Source organism: Corynebacterium casei LMG S-19264, from assembly GCF_000550785.1.
In the GTDB taxonomy this organism is placed as follows: domain Bacteria; phylum Actinomycetota; class Actinomycetes; order Mycobacteriales; family Mycobacteriaceae; genus Corynebacterium; species Corynebacterium casei.
On the sequence record NZ_CP004350.1, the window covers coordinates 461,616 to 482,578 of the forward strand.

General features: G+C 55.8%; 22 protein-coding genes. 18 read left to right on the forward strand and 4 right to left on the reverse strand.

The genetic code is table 11. The annotated features are described in order from the left end of the window. Window positions 1-7 precede the first annotated feature (7 nt). The 3 genes from CCASEI_RS02260 (at window position 8) to CCASEI_RS02270 (ending at window position 2,827) form a co-directional block, all read left to right on the forward strand. On the forward strand, window positions 8-1,261 hold the full coding sequence (locus tag CCASEI_RS02260; protein ID WP_025387028.1) for a sensor histidine kinase: 1,254 nt from the start codon (window positions 8-10) through the stop codon (window positions 1,259-1,261). Beyond that, window positions 1,258-1,950, forward strand: coding sequence for a response regulator transcription factor (locus CCASEI_RS02265; protein WP_006823566.1), 693 nt, complete (start codon window positions 1,258-1,260; stop codon window positions 1,948-1,950). Before CCASEI_RS02260 ends, CCASEI_RS02265 begins: the two co-directional genes overlap by 4 nt. Window positions 1,951-2,155: 205 nt before the next feature. Beyond that, window positions 2,156-2,827 carry a hypothetical protein gene (locus CCASEI_RS02270; RefSeq protein WP_025387029.1) on the forward strand — a complete coding sequence of 224 codons (672 nt, stop codon included), beginning with the start codon at window positions 2,156-2,158 and terminating at the stop codon, window positions 2,825-2,827. Between the two features lie 252 nt (window positions 2,828-3,079). Here CCASEI_RS02270 and CCASEI_RS02280 read toward each other — a convergent pair whose 3' ends face one another. Next, complete coding sequence (locus CCASEI_RS02280) at window positions 3,080-4,012, reverse strand: hypothetical protein (protein ID WP_006823564.1); 933 nt, start codon at window positions 4,010-4,012, stop codon at window positions 3,080-3,082. Between the two features lie 34 nt (window positions 4,013-4,046). On the opposite strand from CCASEI_RS02280, the gene CCASEI_RS02285 reads away from it, so the two are divergent. The 5 genes from CCASEI_RS02285 (at window position 4,047) to CCASEI_RS14660 (ending at window position 7,752) form a co-directional block, all read left to right on the forward strand. After that, window positions 4,047-4,976 (forward strand): Ppx/GppA phosphatase family protein, encoded by a 930-nt coding sequence (locus tag CCASEI_RS02285; protein ID WP_081748507.1) that lies wholly within the window; start codon window positions 4,047-4,049, stop codon window positions 4,974-4,976. A gap of 4 nt (window positions 4,977-4,980) precedes the next feature. Next, window positions 4,981-6,027, forward strand: coding sequence for a hypothetical protein (locus tag CCASEI_RS02290; RefSeq protein ID WP_025387032.1), 1,047 nt, complete (start codon window positions 4,981-4,983; stop codon window positions 6,025-6,027). Between the two features lie 116 nt (window positions 6,028-6,143). After that, window positions 6,144-6,941 (forward strand): pyrroline-5-carboxylate reductase, encoded by a 798-nt coding sequence (gene proC / locus CCASEI_RS02295; RefSeq protein ID WP_025387033.1) that lies wholly within the window; start codon window positions 6,144-6,146, stop codon window positions 6,939-6,941. Between the two features lie 265 nt (window positions 6,942-7,206). Continuing rightward, window positions 7,207-7,398 carry a helix-turn-helix domain-containing protein gene (locus CCASEI_RS02300; RefSeq protein WP_006823560.1) on the forward strand — a complete coding sequence of 64 codons (192 nt, stop codon included), beginning with the start codon at window positions 7,207-7,209 and terminating at the stop codon, window positions 7,396-7,398. Window positions 7,399-7,650: 252 nt separating this feature from the next. Continuing rightward, the gene (locus CCASEI_RS14660; RefSeq protein WP_003855542.1) at window positions 7,651-7,752 is read left to right on the forward strand and encodes a 30S ribosomal protein bS22; all 102 of its coding nucleotides are present in this window, start codon (window positions 7,651-7,653) and stop codon (window positions 7,750-7,752) included. Between the two features lie 110 nt (window positions 7,753-7,862). On the opposite strand, the gene CCASEI_RS02305 is transcribed toward CCASEI_RS14660, so the two are convergent. After that, window positions 7,863-8,936 carry an HAD-IB family hydrolase gene (locus CCASEI_RS02305; RefSeq protein WP_025387034.1) on the reverse strand — a complete coding sequence of 358 codons (1,074 nt, stop codon included), beginning with the start codon at window positions 8,934-8,936 and terminating at the stop codon, window positions 7,863-7,865. 115 nt (window positions 8,937-9,051) lie between these two features. Here CCASEI_RS02305 and CCASEI_RS02310 point away from each other — a divergent pair, with 115 nt between their 5' ends. The 9 genes from CCASEI_RS02310 (at window position 9,052) to CCASEI_RS02350 (ending at window position 19,037) form a co-directional block, all read left to right on the forward strand. After that, a complete protein-coding gene (locus CCASEI_RS02310) occupies window positions 9,052-9,312 on the forward strand; it encodes a glutaredoxin family protein (protein WP_038574359.1) in 261 nt (86 codons plus the stop codon). 250 nt (window positions 9,313-9,562) lie between these two features. Then, entirely contained in the window at window positions 9,563-10,915 is a 1,353-nt protein-coding gene (locus tag CCASEI_RS02315) for a glutamyl-tRNA reductase (RefSeq protein ID WP_025387036.1), read from the forward strand. Window positions 10,916-10,944: 29 nt separating this feature from the next. Beyond that, window positions 10,945-11,838 (forward strand): hydroxymethylbilane synthase, encoded by an 894-nt coding sequence (gene hemC / locus CCASEI_RS02320; RefSeq protein WP_025387037.1) that lies wholly within the window; start codon window positions 10,945-10,947, stop codon window positions 11,836-11,838. 343 nt (window positions 11,839-12,181) lie between these two features. Next, the gene (locus CCASEI_RS02325; protein ID WP_006823555.1) at window positions 12,182-13,906 is read left to right on the forward strand and encodes a bifunctional uroporphyrinogen-III C-methyltransferase/uroporphyrinogen-III synthase; all 1,725 of its coding nucleotides are present in this window, start codon (window positions 12,182-12,184) and stop codon (window positions 13,904-13,906) included. A gap of 53 nt (window positions 13,907-13,959) precedes the next feature. Then, window positions 13,960-14,952 (forward strand): porphobilinogen synthase, encoded by a 993-nt coding sequence (gene hemB, locus CCASEI_RS02330; RefSeq protein WP_025387038.1) that lies wholly within the window; start codon window positions 13,960-13,962, stop codon window positions 14,950-14,952. Between the two features lie 50 nt (window positions 14,953-15,002). After that, complete coding sequence (locus tag CCASEI_RS02335) at window positions 15,003-15,944, forward strand: hypothetical protein (RefSeq protein ID WP_006823553.1); 942 nt, start codon at window positions 15,003-15,005, stop codon at window positions 15,942-15,944. Between the two features lie 70 nt (window positions 15,945-16,014). After that, the gene (locus CCASEI_RS02340) at window positions 16,015-16,497 is read left to right on the forward strand and encodes a hypothetical protein (protein WP_025387039.1); all 483 of its coding nucleotides are present in this window, start codon (window positions 16,015-16,017) and stop codon (window positions 16,495-16,497) included. A 59-nt stretch (window positions 16,498-16,556) separates the two neighbouring features. Further along, window positions 16,557-17,615, forward strand: coding sequence for a uroporphyrinogen decarboxylase (gene hemE, locus CCASEI_RS02345; protein WP_006823551.1), 1,059 nt, complete (start codon window positions 16,557-16,559; stop codon window positions 17,613-17,615). Beyond that, window positions 17,616-19,037, forward strand: coding sequence for a protoporphyrinogen oxidase (locus CCASEI_RS02350; RefSeq protein ID WP_025387040.1), 1,422 nt, complete (start codon window positions 17,616-17,618; stop codon window positions 19,035-19,037). 125 nt (window positions 19,038-19,162) lie between these two features. Here the strand turns inward: CCASEI_RS02350 and CCASEI_RS02355 are convergent, their stop codons facing one another. Next, window positions 19,163-19,999: an NAD(P)-dependent oxidoreductase gene (locus tag CCASEI_RS02355; protein ID WP_006823549.1), complete on the reverse strand. Its 837-nt coding sequence runs from the start codon at window positions 19,997-19,999 to the stop codon at window positions 19,163-19,165. Window positions 20,000-20,039: 40 nt separating this feature from the next. On the opposite strand from CCASEI_RS02355, the gene CCASEI_RS02360 reads away from it, so the two are divergent. Then, complete coding sequence (locus tag CCASEI_RS02360) at window positions 20,040-20,354, forward strand: DMT family transporter (protein ID WP_006823548.1); 315 nt, start codon at window positions 20,040-20,042, stop codon at window positions 20,352-20,354. 30 nt (window positions 20,355-20,384) lie between these two features. Here CCASEI_RS02360 and CCASEI_RS02365 read toward each other — a convergent pair whose 3' ends face one another. Beyond that, window positions 20,385-20,954 carry a hypothetical protein gene (locus CCASEI_RS02365; RefSeq protein ID WP_025387041.1) on the reverse strand — a complete coding sequence of 190 codons (570 nt, stop codon included), beginning with the start codon at window positions 20,952-20,954 and terminating at the stop codon, window positions 20,385-20,387. Window positions 20,955-20,963: the final 9 nt, after the last annotated feature.

The following is a 20,963-nucleotide window of genomic DNA, read 5'->3' on the forward strand; positions in this document are numbered from 1 at the left end:
AGAAATAGTGGCAACGGCAATTGCATTCATCGCAGGCATCATCGTCTGCCTCATTGCAATGCCGGTTTTCCGATTCATCCAACGCCGGGTCTTAAGCTCCCGGCAATCCAGCTCGATTGAAGCTAACCAGGTCACCACCGTGAGCCAGGTGCTGCACTTGGCTATTCAAGGCGCTCCGACTGGCGTGACAGTGGTGGACCAATCCGGGGATGTCATTTTGTCTAATCCGGCGGCACACGAGATGACGATTGTGCATGACCGCTCCATCAACCCTGAGCTGTGGCGCGTTGCCGAAAAAGTCTTTGATGATAAAGAAGAGCGCATCATTGACCATTCCATTTCCAAACGCCGCACCGGCAACCGAGTGCTGCAGATTCGCGCACTGGTTAAACCGCTAACGCTTATTGATGACCGCTTTGTCATTATCTTCGCCACAGATGAATCTGAATACGCGCGCATGGAATCAGCGCGCCGTGACTTTGTGGCCAACGTGTCCCACGAACTCAAGACACCCGTTGGCGGTATCGCTTTGCTGGCGGAAGCGCTGCTGGATTCTCCCGAAGATCCGGAGCATGTCGAATACTTCGGCTCGCGCGTGCAAAAAGAGGCCTACCGCATGGCGGATATGGTCAATGAGCTCATCGCACTATCCAAGCTGCAGGGCGCCGAGGCACTCCCAGAATTGGAACCAGTATCCGTGGATGCGATTGTGAATGAAGCAATCATCCGCAACCAGCTGACCGCCGAATCCCATGAAATTCAGATCACTCGTGGCATGAGCGTTGACGCTTTGGTTGAGGGTGACAAGGCACTGCTGGTGACCGCAGTTTCCAATCTAATTGCCAACGCGGTGCACTACTCACCAGAGGCAATGCCGGTATCCATCTCCCAAAAGCGCATCAATGATGACATCGTTGCCATCCGCGTCACGGACCGCGGAATTGGTATCGCTCCTGAGGATCAAGCGCGTGTGTTTGAACGCTTTTTCCGTGTTGATAAAGCCCGATCGCGGCAAACTGGCGGAACTGGCCTAGGATTGGCAATAGTAAAGCACGTTGTTGCAAACCACGGCGGAAACATTAAATTGTGGTCTCGTCTTGGCACTGGATCAACATTTACAATTGAACTTCCTATTTATCACGAACCAAAGCCTGAAAAGATTCCGGCGGCGACAGATAATGAACATGAGAAGTCTCCGAAGGCTGACTTGCACTCTGCGGTAGCTCGGGCAGCTTCTCGTCGAAAGGATAAAACCTCATGACGACTATCCTCATCGTCGAAGACGAAGAATCGTTGGCAGATCCGCTGGCGTTCCTTCTCCGAAAAGAGGGGTTTGATCCCATCGTGGCGCACGATGGCAAAACCGCACTCGCTGAGTTTGGCCGCCACGACGTGGACATCGTACTGCTGGATCTGATGCTGCCCGGAATGTCAGGAACCGATGTGTGCAAGCAACTGCGTGCTACTTCTTCGGTTCCCGTGATTATGGTGACCGCCCGTGATTCTGAAATCGACAAAGTCGTCGGACTAGAACTCGGCGCCGATGACTATGTCACCAAGCCATACTCCTCCCGCGAACTCATTGCTCGTATTCGCGCGGTGCTGCGTCGCGGCGGCGAAGCAGTCGAAGCCGATGAAGAATTTGATGACCAGATTCTCGAAGGCGGACGCGTGCGCATGGACGTCGAACGCCACACCGTCTCCGTCGACGGCGAAGCAGTCTCCATGCCGCTGAAAGAATTCGACCTTCTAGAGTACCTCCTGCGCAACGCCGGACGCGTACTCACCCGCGGCCAGCTCATCGACCGCATCTGGGGCGCAGATTACGTCGGCGACACCAAGACCCTAGACGTCCACGTCAAGCGCCTGCGCTCCAAGATCGAATCCGAACCCTCACGCCCACAACACCTCGTAACCGTGCGCGGGTTGGGGTATAAGTTCGACGTCTAAATAGTTGGATAAGTAGTCTCGATAGCGATCAGAAAGATCTCATTAAGTCGTGCACCGTACCCCATTGAAATTCTAAAGAGGTTAGGCTAGTCTTAATTCTATTCTAGGTTGGTGATTCTTCATAGGGGCGCTGACCGGGGATAACCGTTGAAGTTGGGCTCAAACTGAGTCCAACTAAATCTTATTTCGGTAAGGGGAATCGAAAATGAAGTCAATTCAAGGCTTGATTACGGGGGTGGCGATAGTGGCCCTTGCGGTAATTGGGGCTCCTGTGGCCAGTGCCGCGCCTGTCACAGGTGCTGAGGCTGCAAAACAAGTTGTACTTGAACAATTCAGGGAAAACCTAGCTGAAGCATCGGAAGCTGGAGATGCTGAAGCAGCTGAAAGTGTTGAGTCGTTTGACTCATTGACACGGCAGCAGAGATCGGAACTGGCCGAGCTGCTTACCGGAGAGCGTACATGGGAACCTTCCACGAATCTTGACGAGGAAATTGTAGTGGAACGCGGTGTGGTACCTCGTGCAGCGGCCGCTGCGACTCAATCTCGGACGATTTGGTATACCAGCGCATTTACATTTGCGGGTATTAAAGTTACTGAAACAAAGGTGACTGGTCGGTATACTGCACAGGGTAGTTCTGCAAAGAGAATTCTCTCGAATTCTTGTACTGTAGTTCGGAATTTTCAGCCGTTTACCAACGTTAACACTAACCAATCTGCTTCTTACGTAAACGGGAAAAATGCAGTTTTTGATTGTCGTGTTCGAGTGCAGAGAGGAATTCCTACCGCCTGGGGTACCATTGACTGGTCTACCAAAGAACAGGTTCAAACTGTTTCGGGGAGTGGATACGGAACTGTAGTAAGTCGAGGATGGAGATAGAAAGCATGAATCCGCTAATCCCTTCGGTACTGGACGGATTGATGATGGCCTTGGTTGTCCTTGCTTTTGCTTTGGCGATATGGGCGATAGTCGAGCTTGTACGAGAAAAGGGTAGACCTCGGCATGCAGTGGTTCGGTTGATTTTAATAATCTTAGTGCCTCTGATCGGTGCAGGAGTATCTCTGTATTGGGCCAGGGTAACCCGACACGCAAACCTTTAAATCTGCGGATATTGCCGGTTGGTAGAAGCTTCTACCAACCGGCCTTTTTGCTCGCCGGGTGCAATGGCAACTCGACGTTTACGGTCTTGGCGGCATCGCGAAGCTTGGCACGCTGCTCGCAATGCGCACGAAGAATCTCATAAGACTCCTTGCCCAACAACGCGGTGAGTTCTGAAACATGCGAACGCCACATCGGCTCAGGAGAGTTGTGACAGTCAGAGTCCGTGGTGCAATACCAATCAAAGTCCTCGCCGCCATTGCCCCAACCGCGACGGTCATATTCACCCAAAGTGGTGCGCAGAATCTCCTGGCCATCGGTGCGCTCTTCCCACTCTTCATGACGGCGGATAGGAAGCTGCCAACACACCTCCGGCTTAACCACGGTTAAATCGTGGACTTCGGCCATAGCCCACTGGTGCAAAGCACAACCCGCACCGGTTGCCCAGCCAGCACGGTTAGCAAAAATACAAGCGCCATCCAGCACCTTGGTCTTGAGCGCTGGCTCTGGTTCACCATCATCGCCATCGAGCTCATCCCACACCAGCCACGGCTCAACCTGGAGTGGATCTTCGGCCGCCAAGAACTCGTCTGCCCCCGCAGGGCGGTTTTGCCAGTATTTTGCTGGCATATTCGCAACAGCGTCATAGAGCTGATCCCGGTCAGTTTCATCAGCCATGAATGCCCCATGACCACAGCAGCCCACATCAGGATTCTCAGAATCAATACCAAAGCAACGCTCAGTTCCGAACTGGCAGGTGTAATGCGACTCTAACCAGGTCAAATCCACGGAATAGACGTGGAACTCATCTGCGGGGTCGGTAAATTCAAACCACTCCCTGGGAAAATCCGGCGCTAACTCGCGGCCTGCGCGGATGGATGCGGCGGCCGGAGAGATTTCGGGAAAACCAAGGTGAACAGTTTTCGACGATGGTTGGTATTGCTGTAAAAAATCCGGGCGATTCACACTTACCCACGGTAGACCTACTACGCTGTTGGGTGTGCGATTAGGTGTATTAGATGTCGGAAGTAATACTGTCCACCTCGTGGCAGTCAATGCCACCAATGGCGGCCGTCCGACCCCGATGAGTGACTGGAAGACTCCGTTGCGTCTTGTCGAGCAACTGGACAAGGACGGCAACATTCACGCCAAAGGTGTGAAGAAGCTTGTCGCCTCCGTCGGCGAGGCTGCTGAGCTGGGCAAAAAGCTCGATTGCGATGAGTTCATTGCCTTCGCTACTTCCGCCGTGCGTTCCGCGCCGAACTCTGATGAGGTCTTGGACACCGTCGAGAAAGAAACCGGAGTCCGCCTGGAGGTGCTCAGCGGTGAGGAAGAAGCACAACTGACCTTCTTGGCTGTGCGTCGTTGGTACGGTTGGTCCGCAGGCCGTGTGACCAACATCGACATCGGCGGTGGCTCGCTTGAGCTATCCACAGGTTCAGACGAGCACCCAGAGATGGCCTTCTCTCTCGACTTGGGCGCGGGCCGGTTGACCCACAACTGGTTTGATACTGACCCACCGGCGAAGAAGCATGTTCAGGCCCTGCGTGACTACATCGACGCGGAGCTCGAAGGCCCGGCCTCACAGATGAAGAGCCTGGGCCCTGCTCGCCTGGCTGTTGGCACATCGAAGACGTTGCGTTCATTGTCGCGCCTGACTGGTTCAGCACCGTCGTCCGCCGGTCCTTTCGTGCAGCGCACGCTGACGGCTGCTGGTTTGCGCCAGCTGATAAACTTTATTTCTCGAATGACAGCGGCAGACCGTGCGGATCTGGAGGGCGTAAGCTCTGATAGGTCGCACCAGATTGTTGCTGGTGCCCTCGTGGCTGAAGCTTCTATGCGTGCATTAGGCCTAGAAAAGTTGGAAATCTGCCCGTGGGCATTGCGTGAAGGCGTAATTTTGCGCCGGACTGACAAGGGACTGGATTAAGAACATGGCTGAGGAAAAGCAATTAACGGTTGCCGAACTGCTTGCTCGCAACGCCAAAGAGCGTGAGGGCCGTGCAGAAAAGAGCGCTTCCGCTAAGGAAACCGAAGGTGCCGAAGCACAAGAAGCTCCGCGCCGTCGCCGTCGACGCAGCTTGGATGAGGGCGGAGTATCCGTCGCGGAGCTCACCGGCTCCATCAAGCGTGTCGAGGCTGAGCCTGCGCGTTCCCGTCACTCCAGCACAAGTGATTCCCCAGCTGCTGTAACCCGCGCTTCGAAGACGACTGAGAAGCCCGCTGAATCCAAGTCTTCTGAAGCCAAGGCACCAGAGGCCAAGCCTGAAGCTAAGCCAGCAGCAAAGGCTGGTGAGAAGGCAGACACAAAGGAAGCATCCAAGGGAACTGCTGCTGCGAAGTCTGCAGAGGCGAAGCCCACTGTCGCTAAGCCAGCGGCGAAGGCTAGTGAGAAGATCGAGAAGAAGGCTGAGAAGCCGGCCAATGATGACACGACAGTCATTCAGAAGGTCGACGCTCCTGCCGAGGATTCTTCGAAGGCTAAGGATGCTGCGGCGGGCCCGAAGGCTGCAAAGACGGATGAAACCACCGTTATGCCGGCACAGCCAGCAACTGCGGCTACTGGTGTGAAGGCGGCAGAAGCCAAGACGGCTACTGCTAGCCCAGCTGCCAAGGACACCGAGTCAACTGGTGAGATTCCAGTAGTTGAAGATGAGCGTCAGCCTGATTCGGCCAAGCTTGCACAGCGCGATGATGCTGAGCTGGATGAGGCGGAAGATGATGGCAAGCTCAGCGCAGTATCCATCGTGGTTCTAGCGCTTGTCGGCATCATCGTCGGTGCGATTGTATTCAAGGGCTTTGAAGTACTTTGGGGACGCTTTGACCGCATCATCGTCTCCATCTTGGCGCTGGTTGTTACTGGCGCCATGGTTGGTATCGTTCACGCGCTGCGCACTGCACGAGACGCAGTCTCAATGTCTTTGGCGGGCGTCGTCGGTCTGATTTTGACCTTCGGCCCACTGCTTATCATCCTGCTGTAGGTCCAATCGCGGTATGAATCCGCACATGTCGAATTAAGGTCTCAATTTCGAGAAATTTGCCGGCTATTACCTTCTGGTGGTGGCCGGCTTTGACAATGTCTGGCACGCTGGAATACATGACAAAAATTGCAATTATCGGCGGTGGCCAGATTGGTGAAGCACTCACCGGTGGTCTCATCGCATCAGGATTTGATGGAAAAGACATTGTTGTAACCAACCGTGGGGCAGAACGCCGCAAGGAGTTCGAGGAAACCTACAAGGTCAACACCACGGACAACAACCAGGAAGCAGTAAGCGACGCAGACGTTGTGTTCGTCTGCGTGAAGCCATACGCAATCGTCGACATGTTCGCAGAAATCAACGACAGCCTGCCTGAGGGTGCCGTTGTTGTGTCCATGGCCGCGGCAATCAATCTGGAGAAGCTCGAAGGCGCTGTGGGACCGAAGGTTCCAGTCGTGCGTTCTTTGCCTAATACACCAATGCTGGTACGAAACGGCATGAACATTGTGGTTCCGGGCAAGAACGTCACCAGTGAGCAGCTAGACACCGTTAAGGAACTGCTCTCCACCGTGGGCCAGGTATTGGAGCTGACCGAAGACAAGATGGACGTGGCGGCAGCCTTGGCTGGTTCTGGTCCGGCTTATTACTTCCTTGTTACCGAGGCGCTCATCGACGCAGGCGTGAACCTGGGTCTTACTCGTGATCAGGCATCGGAATTGGCAAATGTTACCGCGGCCGGCGCAGGACAGCTTCTGGTGGAGTCTGAGAAGAACGCCAGCAGCCTGCGCTACGGTGTTTCCTCCCCGGGCGGCACCACCGTGGCAGCACTACGTGAGCTCGAAGAGTCCGGCATCCGTGGCGCATTCTTCCGCGCAATTGAGAAGTGCGTGGAGCGTACCCGCTCAATCAGCTAGACAATCCGCCGGTTATTCCGACAATGTGAACAATGTGACAAATCTGACTCAAGTGTCCTGAGCGCTCAAAGTTTCCCAGGGTACACGCAGGGTAAATAACGTACGTGTGATACCCGCGGGGGTGAAATGAATAGTTGTGACAGGAAATTTTTACACTTGAGTCGCATTAGTCACATGTTTCACGCTAGGCTGGTTCCAGCACGAACGTGATCATTCTGTGGGAGGGGAAGCCTACAGCGCGTTTCGGGCTGAAAGGTATTGGATTATGGCTAATGAAGATAAGGGAACCTTTCTAACGGTCGCAGAGGTCGCGGATATAATGCGCGTCTCGAAGATGACTGTTTACCGACTGGTTCATGCAGGCGATCTGCCAGCTGTTCGCGTGGGACGTTCTTTCCGCGTTAACGACAAGGCAGTTCAGGATTACTTGAACAACTCGGTTTACGACGTTGGATAGTCCGCTCCTGTTTTAAGTCTCGCAGCGCCCTCCTCTTTGTGTCTCACTGTTTGTGGACAGAAGGTGGAGGGCGCTGTTGTATGCGTTATAAAAGGGGCGTTTTGGGCGCTGGTACTTCGACCAGTAGAATGATATGCATTCGTGTCAGCGCCCGCGCGCCGATTCTGGCTGCGGCCTGCTAAAGAGTGCACCTTGAGCGGGTAAGGAGCTGACAGGTTTAGTACGTACTAAAAGTTTGAAAGGAAACCTCCTATGGGTTCAGTTATTAAGAAGCGTCGTAAGCGCATGTCCAAGAAGAAGCACCGCAAGATGCTTCGCCGCACTCGCGTGCAGCGTCGTAAGCTGGGCAAGTAAAGCTTCAAAAGCCAAGGCTCTGAGTCTCCACTTCGGTGGGAACTCAGAGCCTTGTGTTATATCCGGGCTTGCATGCTGGGTGGATAAATGTGACTTAGGGAGCGGGCCTTCTACTTAGTACTCTTTGGGCCCTTGGTGCCACGCTTGAGAATCAGGCGCCAGCTGCCGAGTGAGAAGACGGCAGTGAGAAGGGCTGGAAGGCCATAGGCGCGGACGGCCCGGCGAACGGAACGGTAGTCACGGATGAGCCAGTCGTTGTCCTCGGCGTAGTCACGCAGTTTCTTGTCCGGATTAATCGCCACGGCGGTGCCAACCATAGACAGCATGGGGACGTCGTTCGCAGAATCGGAATAAGCGGTGCAGCGAGCTAGATCTAGTTGTTCAATGGTGGCAAGAGCCGCAACCGCATGGCGCTTGCCGGGGCCGTGCAAGATATCGCCCACGAGCCTGCCGGTGAACTTGCCGTCTTTGACCTCCGCGACGGTGCCGAGCGCGCCAGTAAAGCCGAATCGCTGCGCAAGAATCTGCGCCAACTGCACCGGGGTGGCGGTGACAAGCCAAACCTGTTGCCCGGCATCCAAGTGCATCTGCGCCAACTCCCGGGTTCCAGGATAAGCGCGCCGGGCCATGGAATTATCCACAATCTCTTCACACAAAGCCACCATGTCATCCACGGAACGGTCTTTGAAAAAATCCAAGGCTAATTCGCGGCCTTTGTCCACGTCTTGGGCGTTTTCTTTGCCGGAGATTCGAAATTTTAACTGCTTCCACACAATGGTGCGGATCTGTTTGAAGGTCAGAAAGCGCTTGCGCGCCAGGCCCAGTCCAAATGAAATCAGGGAAGAGCCCTGAATCAAGGTGTTATCAACATCAAAGAATGCTGCCGCACCAGAATCAATCGGGATATCAGGGTCGGCTGCGGTGATGTGCTTGCTGCCAGCAGCGTCAAAAGAACCAGAAACCGAATCCACGCCTTTGGTGAAAGAGTCGAAATCTAGCCCGAAGACTTCTTCAATCGCGGCTCCTGCAGCAGCTTCACCGGCGGCGCGCTGAGCTTCATCATTGATGGGCGGCAGGTAGGTGTTTTCAACGAAATTGCGCAGGTTGCCGCGGCTTGCCGTCCAGTTCGCCAGGAAATCACGAGGTGATTCCGGGAAGCCTGGAGGGGTAGGGTTAGAAGTCATCGCGTTCCTGGGGGAGAGGTTAAAGCTCAAAGTCTTTCAGTAACGTTTCCATAGTAATGGTTTTAGGCCTGTGCGTCTTGCGGAGCCAAGACGCAAGAAGCCCTCAGGGTTACTCATGCTGTTGAAAAGGAGAACTGCCATCCACACCGTTGAATTGATGGTTCGCACCACGTGCGGATCGTGTAAACGCGTCCATGAACAAATCAAGCCAGTCGTCGCAGATGCTGGTGCCAAGCTTGTGGTGCGAAATGTTGACCATGACAAGGAGCTGGCTGCGGAATACGGTGACCGCGTTCCGGTTGTGGTGGTTGACAGTGAAGAATTTAGCGCCTGGGAAGTAGACAATGCCGAACTCGCTGCGGAGCTTGCACAGTAAGCGCACATTGCAGCTGAGCAGAGCGTTGGTGGCCGCTCAGTTCGGGATCCGTCAACTAAAAGGGTATCCTTTGGGTTGATCTTAAATATCGTATTTTTTATTGATAAAAGGGGTGCGGTGTTCTAAGCGCTCACAGCCCCATGAATCTGCCAAGAAGACAGCTTTTAAAGTCCCCATTTTTAAAGCGGCCGCTGTGGCAGTGCACATTGTGAGCAGCTAACGCCGCATCCGCACGCGTGGAGGAATGTTCATGAGCATGCTCGTTGTGGGAATGTCCCACCAGTCAGCCCCAGTGGCGCTGCTAGAACGACTCAGCATGGATGACACGGTTCGTAATGACACTTGTGAGGTTTTGACTCAGAAGCCGTCATTGTCTGAGGCGATGATCGTGTCCACTTGTAACCGCCTTGAGGTTTATACCGTCACTAATTCTTTCCACACTGGTGTCCAGGATGTGGTGAAGGTATTGGCTGCCAATTCAGGTGTGGATGAGGATGAGCTGCGCGGTTATTTGTACGTGCGCTATGCCGATGCCGCGGCGGAGCATTTGCTTACCGTTGCAGCGGGCTTGGATTCCATGGTGGTGGGTGAGCAGCAGATTATTGGTCAGGTTCGCACGGCCTACCAGCACGCGGCGGAGCAGGGCGCGATTGGTCCGCGCATTCACGCCTTGGCGCAGTCGGCGTTGCACACTGGCAAGCGCGTGCATTCTGAAACAACAATTGATGAGGCCGGATCTTCGATGGTCTCTTTCGCTTTTGACCAGGCCATGATGGGTATGGGGGCAGTGGATCTACGCGGTAAGACGGCGTTGATTCTCGGCGCGGGTGCTATGTCTTCGCTGGCAGCAACGCAGGCAGGTCGTTTGGGCGTGGATAAGTTGATCATTGCTAATCGCACGTTTGATCGTGCGGAGCGTTTGGTGGGACATTCCATCGAGGCGGGTGTGCAGGCAGAGGCGATTGACTTCGCGGACCGCGCGCAGGTGCTTGCCGATGTCGATTTGGCCATTTCCGCCACTGGCGCCCAAGACTTCACTCTGGCTAAGGACGATATTCCAGCGGGCCACAATTTGATGATGGTGGACTTGTCTTTGCCACGCGATATTGATGATGCCGTGATGGAGCATGAGGGCGTGACGCTGATCAATATTGAGCGCCTCAGCAACTCTTTGGAAGCAGCAGATACCGAGGTCGCGGGCGGTACAGATCCGCAGGTTGCAGCGCGAAAGATTGTGCGCGAAGAGTTGGAGGCTTATAGCTCCGCGCAGCGTGTGCGAGAGGTTGTGCCAGCGGTAGCGGCTTTGCGCCGTCGCGCAGCAGACGTCGTCGAGTGCGAGTTGGGCAGGTTGCAGCAAAAGTCGCCAGAGCTTACCGATGAACAAATTGGGGACGTTTCCCAAGCGCTCAAGCGCGTGGTGGACAAGTTGCTGCATGAGCCAACTGTTCGCGCGAAGAAGCTGGCTGCGAACTCCGGTACAGTCAGCCATGAAACCGCACTGCAAGAACTCTTTGGCCTGCAGCTTGAAGGTTCCGGCGTTGCCGTTGATGTCAAAGAATTACCAGAAAATCTTGATGCTCAGGTATCAGGAAAGGATGTATAGGAATGTCTGAAACTACTCAGGACAAGCCACTGAAAAAGATTGGCACCCGTGGCTCCAAGCTGGCAACAACGCAGGCTGGGCATGTGCGGGACTGGATTACGGCGAATGGCACTCCTAGTGAACTGCACATTGTGACTACTGCGGGTGACGTCAACATGGCGCCCGTTGAGCGCATTGGTGTGGGTGTGTTCACCCATGCCCTGCGCGAGGCGCTGCATGAGCGCGAATGCGATATCGCGGTGCATTCTTTCAAGGACCTTCCCACGGCGCCGGATGAGCGTTTCCACCTTATCGTGCCAACGCGTGAAGATAACCGTGAGGCGCTTATCGCACGTGACGGCCTCACGCTTGAGCAGCTGCCAAAGGGGGCCAAGGTAGGTACCTCTGCACCACGTCGTGTGTCCCAGCTCAAGGCGTTGCGCCCGGATCTGGATATCCGCCCGCTGCGCGGCAACATTGAAACTCGCATGTCTTATGTCACCGACGGCGAACTAGACGCTGTCATGTTGGCTTATGCCGGACTAGTCCGCGCAGGTTATGCCGACCGCGCCACTGAGGTATTCTCCCCGGATGTCATCATGCCTGCCCCAGCGCAGGGCGCGTTGGCTGTGGAGGTCAATGCTTCCGATGCCGAGCTGGTCAACGCAGTGAACTCAGTATCTGATGCCAAGGCAGGGCTGCAAGCTGCTGGTGAGCGCGCAATCTTGCGCCGTCTCGAAGCAGGATGCACCGCGCCAGTGGCAGCGACATCGGTCATCGATGGTGACATGATCACCGTCCACGGCGGGGTCTTCGCACTCGACGGCTCCAAGCAGATGGTTGCCGCTGAGACCGGTCCGCTGGAAAACGCGTATGACCTGGGAGTCAAGGTCGCAGAATCTCTCCTCGAGCAGGGGGCAAGCGAAATCCTCGACGCTAGCTAAAAACTCTTCTCATACTCGCTGAGCCCCGCGTGGGGCGAGCATCCGGAGCCTGTGGAACTGTGTGACGTGGCACCTGTTATAGGTGTGGGTTTTGATTGCGGCCAGTTCAACTTATATGGTGTAAATATCACATGGTCTATTCCGGATGTTTTATCGGCTCCCTTTAAGAGCACCCAGGGTGGAAAACCCTGGGCTTTTGACCGTAATGACCAGTTCATATTTCCGTTTTGCACATTGGCTCAACGGTCTTTAGCGTCCAGCGTTTCCACCGGCACGATCTCTATGGTGGCGCGCGGTGGCAAAGACCACATTGATTGCCGTTGATACTAGAAAAGAACCTTTAATGAGCAATGCCGTGCCCCAGCTTGGCAAAGTTATCTTCGTTGGCGCAGGCCCAGGAAACCCTGAGTTACTGACCGTACGTGCCCGTGAAGTACTAGCCCATAACGCGATCGCGATCGTAGATTCTGAGGTTTTAAACGGTGTTCGGGACATAGTTGGCTGCGCTCTTCCAGTTCCGGAAGACAAGCTCAAAGCATATGAAGCTCACTATGAAGAGCTTGTTGCAGAAGCCAAGGCACAAGGCGCGCGTCGTAAGCCGCCACGTCCAGTGGCGCCAACCGCAGCGGATTTGCGCGAAGCAACCCCCACCAATGGGGAATCTGGCGTAGCTGCCAATGTAGAGGCTGTCACCAAGGGACTGGAAGAAGCGCAGGCCTTTGCCGTGGAGCATCACCACCCAGAATCCCTGGATGTCATCCGCCTCGTTGCCGGAAACCCACTCAACCGTGAATCGATTAAGGCAGAGATCAACGCAGTGGCAGCAGCTGGCTTGGAATTCCAGGTCGTGCCAGGCATGTCTTTGCCATCCACCGTGCCTTCCTTCGCTGGTCTGGCCTTGGGTTCTACCTACACCGAAGCAGATGTCACCGACGGCGAAGTTGACTGGGACCGCCTTGCACAGGCGGCACAGCCACTTGTGCTACAGGCAACCGCTGAGCATCTTCCACTGATTTCTCAAGAGCTGCTGTCTCGTGGTCTACCAGCTGATACGGAAGCGTTTGTGACCGTGCACGGTACTACCCGTTTGCAGCGTACGTATGAGACGAACTTGGGGACCATCGGCAAGCTGAATGCGGAACTGGCTGGCCCGTTGGTCATTACTTTGGGCCGCAGCTTTGACGACCGCAACAAGTACTCCTGGTGGGAGAACCGTTCCCTTTACGGCTGGCGTGTGCTGGTGCCACGTCCAAAGGACCAGGCTGCGCCCATGTCAGCGCGTCTGGCATCCTACGGTGCCATCCCGCAATCCGTGCCCACCATTTCTGTGGAGCCACCACGCAACCCAGCGCAGATGGACCGCGCTATCAAGGGCATCGTGGAAGGCCGCTACAAGTGGATTGTTTTCACCTCCGTCAACGCCGTGACCGCGGTGTGGGACAAAATTGCTGACTTCGGCCTCGACGCGCGTGACTTCGCTGGCGTCAACCTTGCCGCCGTAGGGGAGAAGACCGCCGACGCCATCCGCGAAAAAGGCATGCAGCCTGAGGTGCTACCAAAGCCAAACCGCCAAAACGCTGAGGGCCTGGTTGACGTTTTCCCGAACTTCGTTGAAGACATCGACGCCGTTGGCCGCGTGCTTTTGCCACGCGCTGATATCGCCGGCGAAGCACTCGTTACCGGCCTGGAAGGTCTGGGCTGGGAAGTTGATGACGTTGTTGCTTACCGCACCGTGCGCGCGGCACCACCATCATCTGAAGTTCGCGACATGATTAAATCCGGTGGCTTCGACGCCGTGGCGTTTACCTCCGGCTCGACCGTCCGCAACCTGGTTGGCATTGCCGGTAAACCACACCAGCGCACCATCATCGCCTGCATTGGCCCATCCACCAAGGCTGCTGCCGAAGAGATGGGTCTGCGCGTTGACGTCATGCCAGAAGTCGCCGATGTTCCATCACTCGTTGATGCCCTCGCCGACCACGTCGCAGCCCTGCGCGCCTCCGGCAACCTGCCCGCACCCCGCAAGAAACGCCGCGCACGCAAGAAGACCGTTAAAGTCGAAGGTTAAAGTGCTAGCGCACTTTAACGTAAGAGACTTCAAGCTGAAGGAGCCTGATCAAGGTGAGCAATTTTCTACATCGTCGTCCACGTCGTTTGCGCCAAAACCCTGCAATGCGGGAAGTGGTAGCGGAAACCCAGCTTTCACCGCGGGACTTCATTCTTCCGATGTTCTTCGCGGATGGAATCGATGCACCACGTGAGATTTCCTCCATGCCTGGTGTCTACCAGCACACCGAAGAATCCCTCGTGCAAGCAGTGCGAGAAGCTTATGAAGCTGGCGTGCGATGCGTGGACCTTTTCGGCGTACCGCGTGATGAAGACAAAGATGCGCAAGGTTCACCAGCGTGGGACCCAGAAGGTGTCCTCAACCGCGCATTGCGCCTGCTGCGTAAGGAATTCGGCAATGACATGCTGATCATGGCTGATACCTGCCTAGACGAATTCACCGACCACGGTCACTGCGGCGTGCTCGATGAAGAAGGTCGCGTGGACAATGACGCCACCGTGGAACTGTATGTAGCTATGGCCATTGCGCAGGCACGCGCCGGCGCACACATCGTCTCACCGTCCGGCATGATGGACGGCCAGATTGGTGCCATCCGTGAAGGCTTGGACGCAGCAGGATTCCAGGACGTTGCCATCGTGGCTTACTCGGCGAAGTACGCCTCTGCTTTCTTCGGCCCATTCCGCGAAGCAGTCGGTTCTTCCCTCGAAGGCGACCGCCGTACCTACCAGCAGGACCCATCGAACTACCGTGAATCAATGCTGGAAGTAGACATGGATATTGACGAAGGCGCAGACTTCGTCATGGTCAAACCAGCGTTGCCATACCTAGACGTACTGTCCGGCGTGGCGGAGCGTTCCCCAGTCCCAGTTGCGGCTTATCAGGTCTCTGGTGAGTACGCGATGATAAAGGCTGCAGGCGCTAATGGCTGGGTTGATGAAAAGGCAGTTATGATGGAGTCTTTAATCTCCATTAAGCGCGCAGGCGCTGATCAAATTTTCACCTACTTCGCTACCGAAGCCGCCCGTATTCTGGCGAAGAAGGCTTAAATAGCTCGCTAACTAGCAACTAGAAGCCGTCTCAAGGAGGCCTCCCCACCGTGATTCCCGTGCCATCGATTGTCGCACAGCAAACCAGCCCAAACCCACCGGGTTTAGGAGAAAATCACGGTGAGGACTCCACACCCCAGCTCAAAGACGACAAGCGGAACCTTCCCGAGCACCACGAAGCCGCGCCGAAGCCACCTGCCAAAGGTGATGAAGACGGACAGGGCAAGGACGCAAACGGCCCGCTAGCGGGCAAGCCGGAATCTGTGCAGCTGCTCATCAAAATAATGGGTGGCGCAGTAATCCTGGAGTTCATCCATCAGATTTTCTCCTTCATCCTGGCCATTGTGAACTTCGATGTTCTTCGCGCCACTGCAAAGCGCACCATCGGTGAAGATTCGCAGCTGTCAGATACTCTGATCAACCTCACTGCCTGGGGTTCATTGGCGCTGACCACCCTAATTTCTTTGACCATCATTGGTCTTTTGGCCGTTATGCTGCGGCTTTTGTACAAGAAATCCAAGCACGCGGGCACTGCGCGCCGCATGCTGTTCGTGTTCTCCTTGTACTTCACGTTCCGGCTTTTCCTGGTGTTTATGACCAGGCCTGCCACCGGCACCAACTCCCCGGACTGGCTGTACGTGGTCGATGGATCCCTGCAGATCCTGGTGGGCGTTGCCGCAGTTCTTGTTCTGGTCTTTTCCTCCCGTGAGGAAACTTTGGAATACACCGGCGAGATGGAAAAGCTCCGCCAGTTTGAACAAGAGCAGAAAAAACTGCAGGAACAGCGCGCTCGTGAGGCCAAAGAAAAGCTGGAAAACGGCGAGACGGGCAAGGGCGCGAAAGGCTCTAAGCGCGGCAAGAACGTGCAGGATGAAGCCGACTACGGCACCTTCAAGGGCATGCTTGGCCGCTGGACCAAGGGCGGCAAGAATGACAAGAAGAACAGCAAAAATGATGCTGGTAAAAACGACAAAGACAAGGACGCTAAGTAAAGTCTCAATCAACTAAGCGTGGTGGCATTGCCGCTGCGCAAGTAGATTTCAAAGATAAAGGATTCGTGCGATGGCCGATTACGATCGACAACAAGGACCGGTTGATTACAACCGTAAGTACACCCCGCCGCGCGTTCCGCAGGAAGTTTCACCAGGCCCGCTGCGGTGGGCGTACTGGATTCTTGTTCTTGCCGCCGTGGTCATGCTGTGCGCTGGATTCATTGGAATCTTCGGAACGGGTGCAGAACCCGTTGAAGAACCAGGTGCGGTGAAATTCAACCACTACCTGATTGTCGGAACTAACATCATCGGCGCGATTGTCTTCTCTTTGGTCTCCCCGCAGTTGGCGCAAGGATCCAAGCTGGCACGCCGCATTATCACCGGCACGGCAGTGGTAGTGCTCTTTGTTGTTGTCGCCGGATTCCTCATTGGAGTATCCGGATTCTTCCTCATCATCATCCCTGTCTTGCTGGCAGCGGCACTGTTGATGATGTTTAGGCCTTCCTCGAATGATTACATCGCGAAGAAGTCCGGCGATCCCACTTGGGACTGATCATCACCGCACCCTGCTGGACTCATACTTTTGTACGACGGTGAGGCATAATAGCAAGCATGTCGAAACGTAATCTGACCAATGCTCCCTTGCTTGATGCTGCTGCTGGAAAGACCCCATCGCGCCCAGCAGTGTGGTTTATGCGCCAAGCCGGCCGCTCGTTGCCGGAATACCGTCAAGTGCGCGAGGGCATTTCGATGCTGGATTCGTGCTTCATGCCAGAACTCCTCGCTGAAATCACCCTGCAGCCAGTACGTCGCCACGATGTTGATGCGGCAATCTTGTTCTCCGATATCGTAGTCCCACTCAAAGCTGCCGGTGTCGGAGTAGATATCGTTGCTGGCCGTGGCCCAGTCATGGATAAGGCTGTCACCACCCGCGAGGACGTCAAGAACTTCCCAATCCTGGACAATGACGTGCCGGAGGTTGCCGAAGGTATCAAGATCATCATTGATGAGCTCACCGACAAGCAGTCTCTAATCGGTTTTGTCGGCGCACCATTTACCTTGGCTTCCTACTTGATTGAGGGCGGTCCTTCGAAGAACCATGAAAAGACCAAGGCTTTGATGCACTCCGAGCCTGAAACCTGGCATGCCCTGATGGAACGCCTGGTGCCAACGATTACCAACTTCCTGGACGTACAGGTTGAAGCGGGTATTGATGCGATGCAGCTTTTTGACTCCTGGGCGGGATACCTCAACCGCGAGGACTACCGTAACTTTGTACTGCCGTACTCCACGCAGATTCTGAAGCATGTTGAAGGTGTAGTGCCGCGTATCCACTTTGGAGTGGGAACCGGTGAACTGCTGCCGGCCATGGCTGAAGCAGGCTCTGAAGTCATGGGCGTGGATTACCGCGTGCGCATGGACGAGGCTGCGGAGCGAATCCACGCGGCACACGGCGCGCATGCACTGCAGGGTAACTTGGATCCAGCATTACTCTTTGCTGGTGATGACGCCGTTCGCGGCGCCGTCCGCAACATCCGTGACCAGGTTTCGGCGGCGCAAGCTGCAGGCCACGCCACTGGACATATTTGGAACCTTGGCCACGGCGTCTTGCCAACCACTGAGGCTGAAGCAATCACGCGTGCAGTATCAATCATTCACGAGGAGGGCTAAATGAGAATTGCCATTGTTGGCGCAGGTCTAGCGGGACTTACCGCTGCTTATGAGCTTCGTGAGGTAGCAGCAGCTGAGGATTCCCAGGTGGATGTCTTTGAAGCTTCTGACCGGATCGGCGGCAAGCTGTTCACAGTGCCGTTTAATGATGGCCCCGTCGACCTTGGTGCGGAAGCTTTCCTGGCCCGGCGTGAAGATGCCGTGGAATTCTTTACTGAACTCGGCCTGGCTGATTCTCTCGTTGAACCATCCGGTAAATCCTCGCTGGTGTACTCCGGCGGTGAATTACAGAATCTGCCGCGCGGTGGCGTGATGGGTATTCCATCTACCTCTGCACCGATTGCGCACCTGGTCAGCGAAGAAACCGCGCGCAAGATTGATGCTGAGGCCGATACCGCGGCGATTAATTGGACGGTCGGAGAAGACCGCAGTATCGGCAAACTAGTGCGTGAGCGCTACGGCGATGAAGTTGTGGACCGTGTCGTCTCTTCACTGCTCGGCGGTGTCTACTCCTGCTTGGCTGATGACTTGGGTATCCGCGCGACTGTCCCACAGTTGGCAGAAGCACTGGACGCCCTGGCTGAAGCAGGGGAGAGGGTCACCTTGTCTGGTGCAGTTTCCAAGATTGAACAGTCCCGTCCGGCGCCTGGTGGTGGTGAGGCCAAGCCAGTCTTTAATGCTTTCGCTGGTGGCTATGCGGAGCTATATGAAACCCTGGCGGAGAAATCCGGTGCGGATATCCACCTCGATACTTTCGTTTCAGGCATTACCTTTGACGCTAAGAACTCCACCTACACTATCGCCGGCCAAGGAGTTCCGGGTGATGCTGAACCTTATGACCGCGTGATTGTGGCAACCCCCGCGCCAACCACCGCGCGCTTGCTGTCCAAGGCAGCGCCGGAAGCCGCGGAAGCGCTCAAGCCAGTGAAGCTGGCAAGCTCTGCGATTGTTGGATTCAAGTTTGATTCTGATGCTGGCTTGCCGGATTCTTCCGGGCTGCTCATCGCAGCGGACCAGCCGGGCGTACACGCGAAGGCGTTTACGTTTAGCTCGAAGAAGTGGCCGCACATCAAAAACCGTATTGGTGATGGCGCTGTCATTCGCGCAAGCTTCGGACGCTTCGGCGATGATTCCCTGGCGCGTGAGGATGAAGACACCCTGGTGGATTACGCCCTTGATGACCTGCTGGCAATCACCGGTTTTGATGCCCGGGAAGCAGGCGTGAGTGAAATCTACACCCAGCGCTGGTTTGGCGGCCTGCCACGCTTTGACGAAAACCACCTCGCCACCGTAGCAACGGTTCGTGAGAAACTCACCGCACAACCGGGCCTGGACGTCACCGGCGCCTGGGCCGGCGGCGTTGGCGTTCCTGCCGTTGTGGCAGACGCACGCGCTGCGGCTAAGCGCGTCCGCGAAGGCTAGAACCACCCTGCCACGCACTTTGGCATACAACTAGGCAAGCCCCGAGCTACAGGAAAATCCTGTGGCCCGGGGCTTGCTGCGTGTGCTAGCTCCTAGCCAGAATCTAGCGGTCGTGGAAACACTAACTAGTCTTTGCGGTAGACGAAGATGGAGGAGAAGTCCTCATCGCCGTGGCCGAGTTCTTGCTGGCGTTCAAAGTTCTTAATGGCGGCTTGCACGGCTGGCAGCTCTTGGTCAGCGGTGTCCACCATCAGCTTGGAGTCTTTGCACAGCGCGTCCACGGTGAAATCACCAGGGGCTGTGTCACGCTCACCAAGAATGAATGGGGCTTTCATGTTCTTCATAAACGCCAGGCCGGTGATGTCCAGCATCTTTAGGACTTCTTCCTGAGCTAAGCCTTCGGATTCGCCGAGGTTAAGTGCTTCCAGAACGCCCTGTGCGGTAACGGACAAAGCCAGGTTGGCCAGAAGCTTGCCGGTGGCGGCCTTGGCGGCAGAATCCACACCGATTAGCTTGTTCTCACCAGCCCAGGGGCGGGCGATATCAAGAGCTACCTCGCGGCGGGCATCATCCGGGGTGCCCACATAAACGCCGAGCTCGCCATTACGCGCCGGAATCAAAGAACCTACAACTGGGGCGTGGACATAAGATTCCACAGCATCGGCGAATTCGCGTGCGGCTTCCGGGGAAACAGTAGTGGTATCAATCCAGGTAATGCCAGCAGGAATCAGATCTTGGCCAATAACAACCTCGCGGATATCATCCGGGCCGAACAGAGAAGTGATGATTACTTCAGCACCCTCAACCGCCGCGGCAGGAGAGTCCGCCAAAGTTGCGCCCTCATCCACCAAGGGCTGCGCGCGCTCAGCCGTGCGGTTCCATACGGTGACGTCGTGCGATTTTATGACATAACGCGCCAGTTCAGAGCCCATGCGTCCAGTACCTAAAAATGCAATCTTCATAGTTGCCTATTGTGCCAAAGATTTGCCAAAGTGGGAGCTTATGGCATGGATCATTCTTGTTCTCTCCGGCGCATTCGAATCCGTCTGGGCAATCGCTCTTTCTAGGTCAGAAGGCTTTACGCGCCTGTGGCCGTCAGTGACCTTCTTCGTGGCGGTCGTCATTTCCATGGGTGGGCTGGCCTGGGCTATGAAGTCCTTACCAGTGGGTACCGCTTATGCCGTGTGGGTTGGTGTGGGCGCATCTATTACCATCATTTACTCCTTCGCCACCGGCCAAGAAGCCGTAACTACGCTCAAACTTGTGTTCCTGCTCATGATCATCGCCGGCCTTATTGGCCTGCGCGTGGTCAATTAAGTGCCCTGCTGAATTAGGGGCTGCGCCGATTTAAGGAACCACGAGGCGCAGGTCCGGGATGTCGGAGCCGGGGAATTTCAGCACTGGGCCCTGCTTTTCTGGGGTTTGTGGCGCTGGTTTCGGGGTCTGTTTCGGGGCAGGTTGCGGTGCCGGCTGTGGAGCTGGCTGCGGTGCGGGCTGTGCTGGTGGCGGCGTGTACGCCGGGGTGGCAGGTGCAGCCGGCGCGGCCGGGGCAGGGGGCTGCACAATCGGGGATTGAACTTGGGCAGGAGGAGCTACCGCAGCGGGGGAATCCACCGGTTCAGATGCGGGACGCGACGCGGCGTCATCATCGTCCGGGGCAGCGGTGCTGGTTGCCGGTTGTGATGTCGGTGACGTTGAGATGTTCTCACCGAAGCCTGCGCGCCGGGAGATTGGCTGCGGCAGGTGCGCCGGTTGCCATGCATGGGAGGAATGCGCGGCGGTGTTTTCGATCGGCTCCTCTTCAGCCGAGCATGCAGTCAACATCGATGCTGACATGACAACAATGGCGCCAATGAGCAGCGGAAACCTCCCACGGCGGGTGGTGGTGTGGTTGGTCGATGGAACATCGAAAAGCATTGCAAAACC